Source organism: Paenarthrobacter sp. TE4293, assembly GCF_050435325.1.
Taxonomy (GTDB): domain Bacteria; phylum Actinomycetota; class Actinomycetes; order Actinomycetales; family Micrococcaceae; genus Arthrobacter; species Arthrobacter nitroguajacolicus_C.
The window spans coordinates 140,026-155,128 of record NZ_JBNJRY010000001.1 but is presented as its reverse complement, the minus strand read 5'-3'; the positions used below and the strand labels follow the sequence as shown (position 1 = coordinate 155,128).

General features: G+C 63.1%; 15 protein-coding genes. 1 reads left to right on the top strand and 14 read right to left on the bottom strand.

The window, feature by feature from the left end; all coding sequences use genetic code 11:
* Positions 1–58: 58 nt before the first annotated feature.
* The gene (locus tag QF015_RS00775; RefSeq protein ID WP_429386239.1) at positions 59–1,354 is read left to right on the top strand and encodes a PrsW family intramembrane metalloprotease; all 1,296 of its coding nucleotides are present in this window, start codon (positions 59–61) and stop codon (positions 1,352–1,354) included.
* A 67-nt stretch (positions 1,355–1,421) separates the two neighbouring features.
* On the opposite strand, the gene nusB is transcribed toward QF015_RS00775, so the two are convergent.
* From nusB to QF015_RS00705, 14 genes are all read right to left on the bottom strand, one after another.
* Complete coding sequence (nusB, locus tag QF015_RS00770) at positions 1,422–1,832, bottom strand: transcription antitermination factor NusB (RefSeq protein ID WP_310204453.1); 411 nt, start codon at positions 1,830–1,832, stop codon at positions 1,422–1,424.
* On the bottom strand, positions 1,832–2,395 hold the full coding sequence (gene efp / locus QF015_RS00765) for an elongation factor P (RefSeq protein WP_011774957.1): 564 nt from the start codon (positions 2,393–2,395) through the stop codon (positions 1,832–1,834). Before efp ends, nusB begins: the two co-directional genes overlap by 1 nt.
* A gap of 154 nt (positions 2,396–2,549) precedes the next feature.
* The gene (locus tag QF015_RS00760) at positions 2,550–3,071 is read right to left on the bottom strand and encodes a tetratricopeptide repeat protein (protein WP_429386234.1); all 522 of its coding nucleotides are present in this window, start codon (positions 3,069–3,071) and stop codon (positions 2,550–2,552) included.
* Complete coding sequence (aroB, locus tag QF015_RS00755) at positions 3,068–4,159, bottom strand: 3-dehydroquinate synthase (protein WP_310204449.1); 1,092 nt, start codon at positions 4,157–4,159, stop codon at positions 3,068–3,070. The genes QF015_RS00760 and aroB overlap by 4 nt, the downstream gene beginning before the upstream one ends.
* A complete protein-coding gene (locus tag QF015_RS00750; RefSeq protein WP_397336780.1) occupies positions 4,156–4,722 on the bottom strand; it encodes a shikimate kinase in 567 nt (188 codons plus the stop codon). The genes aroB and QF015_RS00750 overlap by 4 nt, the downstream gene beginning before the upstream one ends.
* Positions 4,722–5,921, bottom strand: coding sequence for a chorismate synthase (gene aroC / locus QF015_RS00745; RefSeq protein ID WP_429386229.1), 1,200 nt, complete (start codon positions 5,919–5,921; stop codon positions 4,722–4,724). The genes QF015_RS00750 and aroC overlap by 1 nt, the downstream gene beginning before the upstream one ends.
* Positions 5,922–5,947: 26 nt before the next feature.
* Positions 5,948–6,802, bottom strand: a complete 855-nt coding sequence (locus QF015_RS00740; protein WP_310204442.1) for a shikimate dehydrogenase — start codon at positions 6,800–6,802, stop codon at positions 5,948–5,950.
* Positions 6,799–8,586 carry an endolytic transglycosylase MltG gene (gene mltG / locus QF015_RS00735; protein ID WP_429386227.1) on the bottom strand — a complete coding sequence of 596 codons (1,788 nt, stop codon included), beginning with the start codon at positions 8,584–8,586 and terminating at the stop codon, positions 6,799–6,801. The genes QF015_RS00740 and mltG overlap by 4 nt, the downstream gene beginning before the upstream one ends.
* Entirely contained in the window at positions 8,583–9,173 is a 591-nt protein-coding gene (gene ruvX, locus QF015_RS00730) for a Holliday junction resolvase RuvX (protein WP_310204437.1), read from the bottom strand. The genes mltG and ruvX overlap by 4 nt, the downstream gene beginning before the upstream one ends.
* A gap of 2 nt (positions 9,174–9,175) precedes the next feature.
* Positions 9,176–11,854 (bottom strand): alanine--tRNA ligase, encoded by a 2,679-nt coding sequence (alaS, locus tag QF015_RS00725; protein ID WP_429386224.1) that lies wholly within the window; start codon positions 11,852–11,854, stop codon positions 9,176–9,178.
* A 115-nt stretch (positions 11,855–11,969) separates the two neighbouring features.
* Entirely contained in the window at positions 11,970–12,200 is a 231-nt protein-coding gene (locus tag QF015_RS00720) for a hypothetical protein (RefSeq protein ID WP_310204430.1), read from the bottom strand.
* 20 nt (positions 12,201–12,220) lie between these two features.
* Entirely contained in the window at positions 12,221–12,595 is a 375-nt protein-coding gene (locus QF015_RS00715) for a DUF948 domain-containing protein (RefSeq protein WP_310204427.1), read from the bottom strand.
* A gap of 157 nt (positions 12,596–12,752) precedes the next feature.
* Positions 12,753–13,373, bottom strand: a complete 621-nt coding sequence (rpsD, locus tag QF015_RS00710) for a 30S ribosomal protein S4 (RefSeq protein WP_310204423.1) — start codon at positions 13,371–13,373, stop codon at positions 12,753–12,755.
* Positions 13,374–13,588: 215 nt separating this feature from the next.
* Complete coding sequence (locus QF015_RS00705) at positions 13,589–15,094, bottom strand: replication-associated recombination protein A (protein ID WP_429386220.1); 1,506 nt, start codon at positions 15,092–15,094, stop codon at positions 13,589–13,591.
* Between the last annotated feature and the right edge of the window lie 9 nt (positions 15,095–15,103).

The window sequence follows — 15,103 nt, the reverse complement described above, 5'->3', positions numbered from 1 at the left end:
TGCTTTTCAAAACTACCACAGCGGCCCTTCCCCACCCCACCGCCAGCCAAAGCACTGCGTGAGTTTAAGCTCACACTCCGCGCCGTGGAATAGGCTCTTGCCCATGAGCACGAACCACCACGGGCACCCCGGCGGACAACCCTATCCGAGGCCGTATCTGGAACCCGGCGCCAACCCCACCTGGATCGGACGGGTGCAGCCGGGCAATTACCAGCCCGCTCCCGGCAATCCGGCCTCGCTCCCCCAACAAACCTGGGCCATGCCACCCGCGCCGCGCAGCCGGCGGTCGATGGGCACACTCCCCCTGGTCATTGTGGGCGCGGTGCTGGCACTGGCCAGTTTGATGTTGGTGCTGCCGTTCCTGCTTGGCAACACCGGCGTGACGGGCTTCGTCATCGGCTTCATTGCCTCGCTGATTCCGCTGTCCATCGTTCTGCTGACCGTACGCCTGATCGACCGCTGGGAGCCGGAGCCGAAAAGACTGCTGTGGTTCGCCTTTACGTGGGGCGCTGCAGTCTCGATTGCCGGGACGCTGCTCATCCAGCCCGTATTCGCACTCGCCGCACCCACCAGCAGCGAGGAAGCCTTCACCTACTTCATGGCTACGGTCCAGGCGCCCATCGTGGAAGAGTTCACCAAATCGCTGGGGCTGCTTGTCTTGATCCTGGCCGCGCGGAAGTACTTCGATGGTCCCGTGGATGGGGTGGTCTTCGCTTTCACCATTGCCGCCGGCTTCGCCTTCACCGAAAACATCCTGTACTTCGGACGGGAAATTGCCTCATCCACCGATCCCGGTACGGACTTTGTCCGCATCTTCATCCTCCGTGGCCTCATGTCGCCCTTCGCCCACGCGGTGTTCACCGGTACCACCGGCCTGATCATGGGCTTTGCTGCCCGGAAATGGCACAGTGGCTATGCCGTCCTGGCCTTCTTCGTTGGACTGCTCCCGGCGATGTTCCTGCACAACCGCTGGAACAGCATGGGGCAGAACTTCCTGGTGGAGTACTTCGTGGTCCAGGTCCCGATCTTCCTGGTAGCAGCAGCGGGCATCGTCCTGCTTCGTGTCGCGGAAGGAAAACTTACGCGCCAGCGGCTCCTGGAGTATGCCCGCGCCGGGTGGTTCACCCCGGCGGAAGTGGAAATGCTTGCTACCTCCCGGGGCAGGAAACAGGCTGTCCGCTGGGCAGCTGCGCGTGGCCGCGGGAGCCAGATGAAGGCCTTCATCAAGGGAGCCACGGCCTTGGCGTTTACACGCCAGCGGATACTCAGTGGCCGGGACGTCCACGTCCACCAACAGGACGAGCTGGACCATCTCCGCAGCATCCCCGGGCTGAGGGCGGCAGTACTGCAGTGAAACAAAAGGACCCGCCTCCACAGTTTTCTGTGAAGCGGGTCCTTTGGTGTTTGGTCAGGCCATGCGCCTACGCCAAAAGCGAAGGCTTGAGCTTCTGCAACCGGCCAAGAAGGCCGTTGATGAAAGCCGGGGACTCGTCCGTGGACATCGTCTTGGCGAGGGCCACGGCTTCGCTGACGGCTACTCCGTCAGGAACCTCGTCGTTGTAGAGCAGCTCCCACGCGCCGATCCGAAGGATGATGCGGTCCACGGACGGCATGCGCTCCAACGTCCAGCCCTGGGCGTAGGTCTCCAGGAATTCATCGATGGTTGTCTGCATGGACACGACACCCTCGACGATTTCCACCGTGTACGGATTGATGACCAGGTCAGTCTTCTCCCGGCGCGCTTTCATCGCGTCGAAAGCCGAAACGGAACGCTGCTCCGCCTCGAAGAGTACTTCCAGAGCCCTGCTACGGGCTTTACCGCGTGCGCTCACTAGTCGTTGACCCGGCCCAGGTAGCTGCCATCGCGGGTGTCGACCTTGACCTTCGTGCCCTGCTCAACGAACAGCGGAACCTGGATCTCGTAGCCGGTTTCCACGGTGGCAGGCTTGGTGCCCGCCGAGGAGCGGTCGCCCTGAAGGCCCGGCTCCGTGTAGGTGATCTCGAGCACAACGCTCGGGGGAAGTTCGATGTACAGCGGGGTGCCCTCGTGGATGGCAATGTTGACCATCTGGTTCTCGAGCATGAAGTTGGTGGCATCGCCAACAGTCGCGCCGGAGACAGTGATCTGGTCGTAGTCCTGGGTGTCCATGAAGACGAAGTCTTCGCCATCCTGGTACAGGTACTGGTAGTCACGGCGATCGACCGTTGCGGTTTCGATCTTCAGGCCGGCGTTGAAGGTCTTGTCGACCACCTTGCCGGACATGACGTTGCGCATCTTGGTGCGGACGAAAGCGCCGCCCTTGCCAGGCTTGACGTGCTGGAACTCAATGATGTTCCACAGCTGGCCCTCAAGCTTCAGTACGGTCCCGTTCTTGATGTCGTTTGTGGTTGCCACTCGTATCCTCTGGTTATCGCACTGGTTCTAGCTGCCAGCTATCTATGCCAAGCAGGCGTGCCAATCGGCCCGCCAGCGCGTATTTATCAAAAATCCAAGAACCATTCTACCGGCAAATACGGGTACGCCTTGCGGCAGGGATTGCCAGTGGCCCCTAAGAGGCCAGTTCCAGTACGTTCCGGGCCCGCTGCAGGGCCACTGCAGAAGAGTAGATCAAGGCTGCATCGGCTGCCATGGCCACCCTCAGGTCAAGGGCTTTTGCGAATTCCTCGGAGGCAGCCAGCGCGTTCCCGCTGACGAAATATGCCCGCCCCAAGTATTGGTGGACAATGGCCTCCTTGGAGCTGCCTTGGACATCCTGCAAAAGATGCCGGAACAACTGCACAGCCCGGTCCAAACGGTTCGTGGCGCGATGGACTTCAGCTTCGAAGATCCTCAACCTGAAGGACTCGGGATCCTTGTAGCGGGCCTCAGCCAGCAGCTCGGCCGCTTCATTGGGCTGGTTTTCCAGCAGCAAGGCCATGATGCGGTCTGCGGGGTCTTCGGAAGCCGCAAGCGCCGACTCCATGGCTTCCTCGTTGACGATCACGGGCAGCAGGGTATCGGGATTCATCCGGACACCCGGGAAACCCGCAGTCGGCCAGTCGCTGACGCCATCGCGCACGGCAACACTCATGATGCGATCTCCTGGTAGGCGGCGAACAGGAGGGACGTGTCGGGAACGTCCAGGATGCCAGGCTTGGCTATGCCGTCAAGGACAACGAAACGGAGAAGGTCGCCGCGGGACTTCTTGTCCCGGCGCATTCCGTCCAGCAGGCCCTGCCAGCGGTCCCTCCGGTAGGTGATCGGCAACCCGAGGCTTTCCAGGATGGTACGGTGACGGTCTGCGTCGGCGTCGGTCAACCGGCCGACGCTCCGCGACAACTCAGCGGCAAACATCATGCCCACGGAAACAGCGGCACCGTGGCGCCAGGAGTACCGCTCCACCAGTTCAATGGCGTGGCCCAAAGTGTGGCCATAGTTCAGGATTTCGCGAAGGCCGGATTCCTTGAGGTCCTGCGAAACAACATCGGCCTTGACCGTAATGGCACGCTCAATGAGTTCACGGACAACGTCCGAGCCCGGGTCCATCACGGCGTCGGTGTTCTTCTCGATGAGGTCCAGGATCGCGGGGTCTGCGATGAAGCCACACTTGATGACCTCCGCCATGCCCGAGATGAGCTCGTTCTTGGGCAGCGTCTGGAGGGTGTCCAAGTCTGCCAGTACGGCAGCGGGCGGGTGGAAGGACCCCACGAGGTTCTTGCCTTCAGCGGTGTTGATGCCGGTCTTCCCGCCAACCGAGGCATCCACCATGCCCAGCAGGCTGGTCGGCATGTGGATGACCTTGACCCCTCGAAGCCAGGTTGCCGCCACGAAACCGGCGAGGTCGGTGACGGCACCCCCGCCGACTGCCACAATGGCGTCGGAGCGGGTGAAGTCGTTTTGGCCCAGGACTTGCCAGCAGAAGGCGGCCACCTGGATGTGCTTGCCTTCTTCCGCATCAGGGATTTCGGCAGTCAGGGCGGTGAAACCAGCTGTTTCGAGTTCATCGCGGACGGTGTCGCCGGTCAGGCGGAGGGCCCGCGGATGGATGACCAGAACGCGTCGAACACGCTCACCGAGCTTCTCCGGCAGGGTCCCCAAAAGGCCCCGCCCCACCACGACGTCGTAGTTTTCATTAACGGACTGGCCAGTCACCTTGATGACAGTTGCTTCGTTGCTCACTTTTCAACTTCCTCTTTCAAGGCTGCATGCTGGCGCAGCCGCTCCTCCAAATGGAGGCCGATTTCCGCCACGGACCCCGAACGGACGTCCATGACGATGTCCGCGAGACGCTCATAGACAGGGCGCCTCGTGGCAAACAGCGCTTCCCACCGGGTCATTGCATCACCTTGCAGCAATGGCCTGCCTGTGTTCCGCGCAATCCGGTCAGCAACGGTTTCCGCGTCGCATTCGAGGTACACCACGGTGCACTCCCCCAGCAGTTGCTGGGTTCCGGAGTCAAGGACGGCTCCCCCGCCCAGTGAAATGACAGCTGGTTGATCCTTGGCATTTTCGATGGATTTCGCCACCGCACGCGCCTCTATCTCACGGAACGCGTGTTCCCCGCGTCCGGCAAAGATGTCCGCGATGCTGCCATGGGCAGCGACCACCACTGCGTCGGTATCCACGAACGGGAGACCGAGCTGGTGGGCCAGCTGCTGCCCAATGGCTGACTTTCCGACAGCCATCGGGCCAACCAGGACAACGGGACGGCCGGAAAGGCCATCCAGGATGGTGCGGGCCACTATCGGCCGACCGAGTCCAGGGTGGCCGGGATGCTGTCGAGGTAGCTCTGCAGGTTCCGCTGTGTTTCCGCAACGGAGTCCCCGCCGAATTTCTCGGCGACAGCCTCGGCAAGCACCAAGGCAACCATGGCTTCGGCCACAACGCCGGCCGCGGGAACTGCACAAACGTCCGAACGCTGGTGGTGGGCCTTCGCGGGCTCGCCGGTGCTGACATCGACAGTGCGCAAGGCGCGCGGAACCGTGGCGATCGGCTTCATGGCAGCACGTACGCGCAGGACCTCACCGATGCTCATTCCACCCTCGATACCACCAGCGCGGTTTGTCTGTCGAACGATCTTGCCGTTGTCATTTTTCACGATTTCATCGTGGGCGGCGGAACCACGGCGGGCAGCGGTCAGGAAGCCGTCCCCGACCTCCACGCCCTTGATCGCCTGGATGCCCATCAGAGCAGCGGCGAGGCGGGAGTCGAGGCGACGATCCCAGTGAACGTAGCTGCCCAGTCCCGGTGGAAGCCCGTAGGCGAGCACCTCGACCACGCCGCCGAGCGTTTCGCCTTCCTTGTGGGCAGCATCCACCTCGGCAACCATGGCGTCGGAGGTTTCGCGATCGAAGCAGCGCAGGGGATCAGCGTCGAGTGCCAGCACGTCGTGGGGCAACGGCAAGGGCCGGCCCTCGGGAACGGTCACGCTGGCAATGGAAACAGTGTGGCTGACCAACTCGACGCCCAGTTGCTTAAGGAATTGGGCGGCAACGGTTCCCAGAGCCACACGCGTGGCCGTCTCACGGGCACTGGCGCGTTCGAGGACCGGACGGGCTTCATCGAAGCCGTACTTCTGCATTCCTGTGAAATCCGCGTGGCCGGGTCGCGGCCGGGTCAGGGGTGCGTTACGTGCTTGGTCGGCCAAGAGCTCGGGATCAACGGGGTCAGCAGACATGATCTGCTCCCACTTGGGCCACTCGGTGTTGCCTACCTGGATGGCCACGGGACCACCCTGGGTCAGGCCGTGCCGGACGCCGCCCATGACGGTGACCTCATCCTGCTCAAACTTCATGCGGGCACCACGCCCATAGCCCAGGCGGCGACGCGCCAACGCGTCGCGGATTTGCGCGCTGGTGAGCTCAACACCGGCGGGCACGCCTTCAATAATTCCGATCAGGGCCGGACCATGGGATTCACCGGCAGTCAACCAACGCAACATATAACCAATCCTGCCATGTAAGGCTTCTAGAACACTCGTCGGGGAAGCCCGACTGAGTCGCACATCACATCTATGACGGCGGCATCCACGTCACAGCCGCTGAAGCGCCTGATCTGCTCCGCCGCCTGGTACATCAGCATCTCCAGCCCCGGGACTACAGCTCCTCCTTGGCGGTGCCACACCTCGGCGAGGCTGCTGGGCCACGGGTCGTAGGCGACATCCAGCAGGACTCCCGCTCCCGTTCCCGGCAGCGCTGCCAGCTCATCCGCCAACATATCGGCGGCACGCGGCGGGAAGGTCGAGATCACCAGGTCAGCTCCCGCCACGGCGGTGGCCGCTTCGGTCAGCGGCCTGACACTTACGGAGATTCCGACGGCGGCAGCGGCGGCTTCCGCGTCACCGGCACGTCCGGCGTCGCGGACAAAAACGTCGACGTGGCTGCCACCAAGTTCCTTCACGGCGGCAACTGCGGCAGCGGAGGTACCACCACCGCCAAGGATGGCGGCGTGGGGAGCGGAGGCAACCCCCGCATACCGGACGGCCTCAACAATGCCGGCGACGTCGGTGTTGTACCCCACACGACGCACCAATCCGCCGTCGTGCTCGAAGACGACCGTGTTGATGACTCCCAAGTCGGCACCCGCGCCCCGGACGTCGTCCACTTCCTTGACCATGGCCGACTTCAACGGCATGGTCACCGAGAGACCGCACCAGGAGTCGTCCCCACGGAGTGACTCCATGAACGCGGGAAGGCGCTCCACAGTGACATCGATCGCCGAGTATTCGATGTCCGCGCCCAGCTTGGCGTAAGCCGCAGTGTGCAGGGCCGGGGACTTCGAATGCGAGATCGGATGCCCCAGGACTGCGGCACGACGACTCACACACACCGTCCCGCGTTGGCCTGGCACCACGCGTTGTACTGCTCAACGTAGGTGTTGTGCTCGGCCAGCGTCTTGGAGAACTTGGTCTCCTTGGTATCCAGGTTGATGGTCACCCAGTAGAGGTAGTCGTTCTGTGTCGGTTTAGCCGCGGCATCAATGGCCGTCTTACCCGGTGAGCCGATGGGCCCGGCCGGGAGTCCGACGTTGGCGTAGGTGTTGTACGTGTTGGACTTGTCGGCTTTCTCTTCCTCCGTGAGGTGGAAGGATTTCTTGCCCAGACCGTACGTCACCGTGGCATCCGACTGGATCAGGCCGCTTGTCTCCACGTTGTTGGGCTTCAGCCTGTTATAGATGGCACCGGCCACGTTGCCGTAGTCCGCCTGGCCGCCTTCAGCCTGCACGATGCTGGCGATAGTGACGGTGTCGTACTGTTTGGCGGCGTCGGTGATGCCCTGGGATTTCAGTTCATCCAGGGTTGTCGTGACCAGCTTCTGGATAATGTCCTTTGCCGGCGTACCAAGCTCAAAGCGGTACTCCCCCGGAGCCAGGAAACCTTCAAGGTTCTTGGCCTTGGACGGGACCCCGAATTGCGCCGGTGCCTGGTTGAGCGCGTTAAGCTCCTGCATGGAAATACCCGAGCCCTTGGAAATGGCCTCAAGGGACTCGTTGATCCGCAGGCCGGCACTGAGGGCGAAGTACATCACCTTCGAGGCGTCCTTGTTGACCAGGACGTCCACGGCATCGGAGTTCTTCATCTCGGTCCGGAAAGTGAACTCGCCCGGAGACAGCTCACCTCCGTCGTTGAGGAATTCCTTGACGAAAGCATCGGCGTCGGCCACCACTTTGTTCTGGACAAGTTCAACGCCCACAGCTTTTGGCCCGGATCCTTCGGGCACCGTGATGGTGACCGAACCTGTTCCCGGCCCCGGATAGTCAGTGACCTTGTCCATACCCAGCAGGGGCTTGAGGAACTGGGCGCCAATGGCGATGGCGGCGACGAAGACGCCCAACGTGATCAGGAGGGCAAGGACACGACGACGACGCCGGGCCTTCTTCGCTGCTGCTTTGGAGGATGCTGTCTGCTCGACGGCCGCGATCAGGTCGTGGGGATGCTCGTCATGGTGGTGCTCGTCATGGTGGTGTTCGTCATGAAGATCATGATGCAGATCATGATGGTCATGGTGGTCATCGTGAAGATCGTGGTGGTCATCATGAAGTTCGCCGTGGGCATCGTGCCCGGCAAAGTCATGCGGGTGTTCCACATCGACATGGTCCGGCGCAACATGCCCGGGTTCGAGATGCCCGGGTTCGTGATGCTCCGGATCACCATGCCCGGGTTGTGGGGAGGATTCCTCGTCATGATGGACGTGGCCATCCCCGGGACCCAGCTCATGTTCCGGTCCTGCGGTGTGCACCTCGACAGGAGTATCGACGGAATTGGATCCGGAAGTGGATTCGACGGCAGGAACCTGTTCGGCGGAGACTGGCGCGGCTTCCGGAACGGGCGGAGTTGCAGGCTTCGCGACCGGCACGGGCGGTGCTGCAGGCTTCACAACCGGAACAGCCGGGGCAACCGAGGCACGTGGCACGGCGGGCACTGGACGGGGCAGCTCCGGCTCACCATTTGCCGGTGCGGAACCCTCCCCCGGGGTCGCTTCGGGAACGGGTACGACATTCTGGTTCTGCGTGGCGAGGAATCGTTCCCGCGCCCGCAGCTCTTTGCGGGTCAGCGGCATACCGCCGCCGGCGGTACCGCTGGAGGGGTCGTTGTTGACCGGGCTCACAGTTGCAGTCCCCTCGTAGAAGAATCGGGTTCACTGCCGGAGGCAGCCCGCAGCGTTGGGGCACTGGTGGGCTTTTCGGGTTGGGCCGGTGCCTGCACTCGGCGGCCAACGTCCGTTCCTCTGGCTTTTTGCATGTCGATTGCATGCTGCAGTATTCCAGCAGCGGCAACCTGATCAACCACTTTACGGTGGTTCTTGCTGCTCATGCCAGCTTGGTGCAGGTTGCGGTGTGCCGTCACGGTCGAAAGTCGCTCGTCCACGAGGCTCACGGGGATGTCCAAACCTGCCCGGACCAGCTCGCCCGCGAGCAGCTCGGCGTACACTGTGGCCATCTCCGCGGACGAACGTTCCTCGCCCTTCATGGTGCGGGGAAGGCCCACGAAAATTTGCACGGCAGGCAATTCCGCGGCGAGCTTGACCACGACGCGGACATCGGCGTTCTTCTTGCTGTCCCGCAACACTGTTTTGAACGGAGTGGCCAATATCCCGTCGGGGTCGCACAGGGCCAGGCCTACCCGGACGGTACCGACGTCTACCCCCAGCTTGATCCCTTGGGGGTAGACGCCACCGTTAGTACCAGCAACCACCGTCAGCGCTTGGCTATCGCATCCACCACCGCTGTGAGGGCCTCAGAGACCTTCCCAGCGTCGGCGCCGCCGCCTTGGGCGACGTCGTCCTTGCCGCCGCCGCCACCGCCAAGGATGCCTGCGGCCAGGCGAACCAGCGCACCGGCCTTCACACCGGCTTCACGGGCTGCCTCATTGGTGGCAATGAGGATCACGGGGCGGTCATTGCTGACGCCGGCAACGGCTACGGTGGCTGCTTCGGAGCCCAAGCGGCTGCGAAGGTCCAGCGCGAGGTTCCGAAGGTCGTCCGCTCCGCCGACCTGGCCGGCGTCGTGGGCTACAACCCGCACACCGGCAGCGTCCTTGGCCGTGCCGACCAGGTTGGCGGCGGCTGCGGTCAGCTGTTCCTTGCGGAGGCGGTCAAGTTCTTTCTCCGTAGCCTTGAGCTTGCTCAAGGTGCTGGAGATGCGGTCGGCAAGTTGACCTGAAGGAACCTTCAGGAGTTCGGTGAGCTCAGTCACCAAAGCCCGTTCAGCGGCAAGGTGACGGAACGCATCCAAGCCCACGAAGGCCTCCACACGACGGTTTCCCGAGCCTACGGATTGCTCCCCCAGCAGCGAAAGGCTGCCGATAAGAGAAGTGTTGGACACGTGCGTTCCACCACACAGTTCACGGGACCACGCGCCGTCGATCTCCACGACGCGGACTTCGCTGCCGTAGTTTTCGCCGAACAGGGCCATTGCCCCCAATGCCTTGGCTTCAGCGAGCCCCATCACCTTGGTGTCCACCCGGAAGTTGTTGCGGATGGCGATGTTGGAGACCTCTTCGATTTCAGACCGCGTTGCGGGGCTGAGGCCTTCGCCCCAGGCGAAGTCGAAGCGCAAGTAACCGGCCTTGTTGTACGAGCCGCGCTGGGTTGCTTCAGGGCCGAGGATCTGGTGCAGGGCGGCGTGCACGATGTGCGTGCCGGTGTGTGCCTGCTCGGCCGCGTGCCGGCGTTCACGGTCGACGGCGGCGCGCACCAACGCGTCAGAGGCAATTTCACCTTCGCGGACAATCGCCTTGTGCACGCTCAGGCCTTTGATGGGCCGCTGGACGTCCAGGACCTCCACCACGAAACCGTCACCGGTGATGAGGCCGGTGTCAGCGGACTGGCCACCGGCTTCGGCGTAGAAGGGGGTTTCGTTGAGGACCAGCTCAATTTCGTCACCCGTGGAGGCGTGCGCTACCGGCCGCCCGCCACTGACGATACCGCGGACCGTGGATTCGCCCTCAAGTTCGTCGTAGCCGGTGAAGACCGTCTCGCCCTTGCCCAGGAGTTCCTGGTAGGCGCTGAGATCCGCATGGCCGCCCTTCTTGCCCTTGGCATCGGCCTGCGCCCGCTGGCGCTGCTCAAGCATGAGCGCGCGGAAGCCTGCCTCGTCCACCTTAAGACCGGCCTCTTCCGCCATTTCCAGGGTCAGGTCGATCGGGAAGCCATAGGTGTCGTGAAGCGCAAAGGCATCGGCTCCGGACAACGGAACTCCTGCAGCCTTTGACTCCGCCACGGCGTCCTCCAAGCGCGCCGTACCGGAAGCGATGGTGCGCAGGAACGCCTTTTCTTCGGCGTAGGCAATCCGGCTGATCCGGGCGAAGTCAGTTTCCACCACGGGATAGACGCCCTTCATGGCGTCGCGGGATGCAGGAAGGAGGTCCGGAAGGCAGGCCTTTTCGACGCCGAGCAGGCGCATGGCACGAACGGCGCGTCGAATGAGGCGGCGCAGCACGTAGCCACGCCCTTCATTGGATGGCGAAACACCATCCGCGATCAGCATCAGCGCAGAGCGGATGTGGTCGCCCACGACGCGCATGCGGACATCGTCCGTGTGGTGCGGGTCCTCCGGGGACTCCGCCGAGGTGTATTCACGGCCGGACAGTTCGGCTGCCTTGTCGATGACCGGGCGGACCTGGTCGGTTTCGTACATGTTCTCGACACCCTGGAGGATCATGGCCAGACGCTCCATGCCCAGGCCGGTGTCGATGTTCTTCTGCGGCAGTTCTCCCACGATGTCGAAGTCAACCTTGGAGCGGACATTCTCGATCTGGTACTGCATGAACACAAGGTTCCAGATTTCGATGTACCGGGTCTCGTCGGCCAACGGACCGCCTTCGATGCCGTACGCCGGGCCGCGGTCGTAGTAGATCTCCGAGCAGGGTCCTGCAGGACCGGGCTGGCCGGTGGACCAGTAGTTGTCGGCCTTGCCCATGCGTTGGATGCGCTCGGCCGGGATGCCGGTGTTCTTGAGCCACAGCTCCTTGGCCTCATCGTCTTCTTCGTAGACGGTCACCCAGAGGCGCTCGGCAGGGAGTCCGTAGCCGCCGTCGTCGACGCTCGTGGTGAGCAGCTCGAAGGCGAACTTGATGGCGTCTTCTTTGAAGTAGTCGCCAAAGGAGAAGTTTCCGCACATCTGGAAGAACGTACCGTGGCGGGCCGTCTTTCCTACTTCCTCGATGTCACCGGTGCGGATGCACTTCTGGACGCTCGTGGCGCGGCTGTAGGGGGGCTCTTCGCGCGCGGTCAGATACGGAATGAAGGGAACCATTCCGGCCACAGTGAAGAGAAGTGACGGGTCGCTGGAAACGAGCGACGCGGAGGGAACGGCGGTGTGGCCCTTGCTGACAAAAAAGTCCACCCAGCGTTTGGTGATCTCCTGCGACTTCATTAGCTGATTTCTTACCCTTCTCAATTCACTGCACATGTTGTGCGCGGTACCGGCTGGTGCCGTTCCGCAGTTTTCCATTCTGCCCTGTTGGGGGCGTGGGAGCGAACCGCTCCCGCTAGCGGCGGCCTGCTCCGGCCTCGTCAATCCCCAGTGCCGCCCGCAGGTCCTCTTCACGCTGATGCATGCCGGTTCGTACGGCATCGGCAAAATCGAACAGGCCATCGGCCATCCTGCCGACGGCACGGTTCAGGCCCTCGGGACCGATGTTCGCCTGGGCTTCACTGATCTTCCGGAAGGCGATGACGCCGATGGCGACGCCAATGCCCATCCACACAATTCTTTTCATGGGTTTCTGCTCCCGTTGGTTCAGCGGCTGCGGCGGCCGGAGGAAGGTGTACGGCGGCCGGCGAAGGCTGAACGTACGCCATAGCTGAAGGCGGCCACCTTGATCAAGGGAGAACCTACCGTGGCAGCAACCAGCGACGACAACGCGGAGATGTTGGCTGACGCGTCGGAGACGTTCGACGCAATGCCGTCAACCTTCTTCAGCTGCTGGTTGGTGGTAGAGACAGTAGCTGTCACTTCATCCATCAGGGGCGTAGCGCCGTCGCTGATGGACCGGATCGACGTCCGTACCTCGTCAAAAACGCCGCCCAGCTTCAAAATGGGCACAGCCAACAACAACACAAGGAGCGCAAAGACTCCTGCTGCAATGAGGCCGGCGATGTCGCCACCAGACATAGAACTCTTCTCCTAGGGTCGTTGCGCTGCCCTGCACCAGCCGGATACCGGCTTTGGACAAGGCCTCCCCAGTACCTTACCTACTTTGGACCGGTACCTTACATACAAAGAAGCCCGCGGCAGGTGCCACGGGCTTCTGTGTATGCGCTGCTTGAATTTAGCGAGCGTAGAATTCGACGACGAGCTGCTCTTCGCAGATCACGGGGACCTCAGAGCGCTTGGGGCGACGAACCAGGCGGGCCTGCAGGGCGTCGATCTTGACATCCAGGTACGGCGGAACGTTGTTCAGAACGTGTGCGCCGGCAGCTGCCACCTGGAACGGGGGCATAACCTCGGAGCGGCTGTGAACGTGGATGAGCTGGCCTTCGCCAACGCGGAAGGACGGGCGGTCCACGCGGACGCCGTCAACCATGATGTGGCGGTGCACAACCAGCTGGCGGGCCTGTGCGATGGTGCGGGCGAAGCCTGCACGGAGCACGAGGGCGTCCAGACGCATTTCGAGCAGCTCGACCAGGTTTTCACCGGTCAGGCCCTTGGTGCGGCGTGCTTCTTCGAAGGCACGGGTCATCTGTGCTTCGCGGATGCCGTACTGGGCGCGCAGACGCTGCTTTTCGCGCAGACGTACGGCGTAGTCGGAGTCCTGCTTCTTGCGGGCACGGCCGTGCTCACCGGGGCCGTACGGACGGCGCTCCATGTACTTGGCGGCCTTGGGGGTCAGAGCAATGCCGAGTGCACGCGAAAGGCGTGCGGTACGGCGAGCACGAGTGTTGTTAGCCACTTGTGTCCTTCCAATTACTGCGGTGTGTCAGTGTTACTGGCCTCCATCAGGGAGAGCATCGGCCAACCGCTGCCTCTTGCTACTAGCCCGGGCGCACAGCACCATTGAGGAAATCTTCAAGGGGAGTGTGCGTCGGGCCATGCCAGACAAGCAACTATCCTACCATGTGCGGGGCCTCCGCCCGGCGGCATGACCTGGCGGCGCCAGTCCGCAGGCTACTCCCCCCGCACGATCCTGCGGAGCCGCTCCAACCTGGCCGTTATGTCCCGTTCGGCACCATTCATGGTGGGCTCGTAATAGTCCTTGCCCACCAAGTCGTCCGGAGGGTACTGCTGCGTTGCCACCCCATGGGGTTCATCGTGGGCGTACTTGTAGCTCTTCCCGTGGCCCAGTTGCTTCGCGCCCGGATAATGCGCGTCGCGCAAGTGCATGGGGATACCGCCACCGAATCCGGCGCGGACATCGGCTACCGCCTTGTTCAATCCCATATAGGCAGCGTTTGACTTGGGCGCGGTGGCCAGGTGGACCACAGCTTCGGCCAGCACAATGCGACCCTCCGGCATGCCGATCAGCTGCACCGCCTGCGCCGCTGCCACCGCCGTCTGCAGGGCTGTGGGATCTGCCATTCCGATATCTTCAGCCGCGGAAATCACGATGCGCCGCGCAACAAACCGTGGATCCTCCCCGGCTTCGAGCATGCGCGCCAAGTAGTGCAGCGCGGCATCCACATCCGAGCCGCGGATGGATTTGATGAAGGCGCTGGCAACGTCGTAATGCTGGTCCCCGGCACGGTCATAGCGCACTGCTGCTGTATCCACCGCACGCTCGGTGTGGCGAAGTTCCACCAGCACCGGAGCGTCAGGTGCGCCATCGTTGGCGAGTCCCGGTTCGCCGTCGTCGCCGGCTTCTTCCCCGGAGCCTGGCCCGTCCGGCCCGGACGTCGCGACGGCGGTGCTGTCACCAAACGCGACGCCGGCAGCGGCTTCCAGCGCGGTCAACGCCCTTCGCGCGTCGCCACCTGAGAGACGGACAAGATGGTCCAGGGCTTCGGGACTGAGTTCCACCCGGCCGGCCAGGCCGCGGGCATCGGCCACGGCCCGTTGCAACAGGCCTGCAATGTCATCATCGGTGAGCGGTTTCAGCGTCAACAGGAGCGACCGCGACAACAGCGGGGACACCACGGAGAACGATGGGTTCTCAGTAGTGGCTGCCACCAGCACCACCCAGCGGTTTTCCACTCCTGGCAGCAGGGCATCCTGCTGGGCCTTGTTGAAGCGGTGGATCTCGTCCAGGAACAGGACGGTGGTTTTCTTGTAGAGGTCGCGGGCCGTCAAGGCTTCGTCCATGACGCGCCGGACGTCCTTGACCCCGGCGGTGATGGCAGACAGTTCCACGAACTTCCGTCCTGGCCCCCGGGCTATCACGTGCGCCAGGGTGGTCTTGCCGGTTCCGGGCGGGCCCCACAGGATCACGGAACTCGGGCCGGCGGGGCCGGCAGCTTCGGCTCCGGCCGCCAACTGCCGCAGGGGGGAACCGTGCCCGAGCAAATGCTGCTGTCCCACGACGTCGTCCAGCGTCCGCGGACGCATTCGCACTGCCAGGGGACTGCGCTGGGACGCCATCCAGCTGGCGTCGGATGGCCCCCGGAGGGAATGCGGCGTGGCAGGCAGATCCTCCGACTCGTCGTCGCTGACTGCACCGGCACCAAAGAGATCTTCCACATGGATAGG

What these genes read in the sequence shown, in the direction of transcription:
- QF015_RS00760 (WP_429386234.1), bottom strand. Translation starts at nt 3,071, where the DNA reads ATGAGTGTTGCCGTGCGCGATGGCGTCAGCGACTGGCCGACTGCGGGT.
- aroC (WP_429386229.1), bottom strand. Translation starts at nt 5,921, where the DNA reads ATGTTGCGTTGGTTGACTGCCGGTGAATCCCATGGTCCGGCCCTGATC.
- alaS (WP_429386224.1), bottom strand. Translation starts at nt 11,854, where the DNA reads ATGAAGTCGCAGGAGATCACCAAACGCTGGGTGGACTTTTTTGTCAGC.
- QF015_RS00720 (WP_310204430.1), bottom strand. Translation starts at nt 12,200, where the DNA reads ATGAAAAGAATTGTGTGGATGGGCATTGGCGTCGCCATCGGCGTCATC.
- QF015_RS00715 (WP_310204427.1), bottom strand. Translation starts at nt 12,595, where the DNA reads ATGTCTGGTGGCGACATCGCCGGCCTCATTGCAGCAGGAGTCTTTGCG.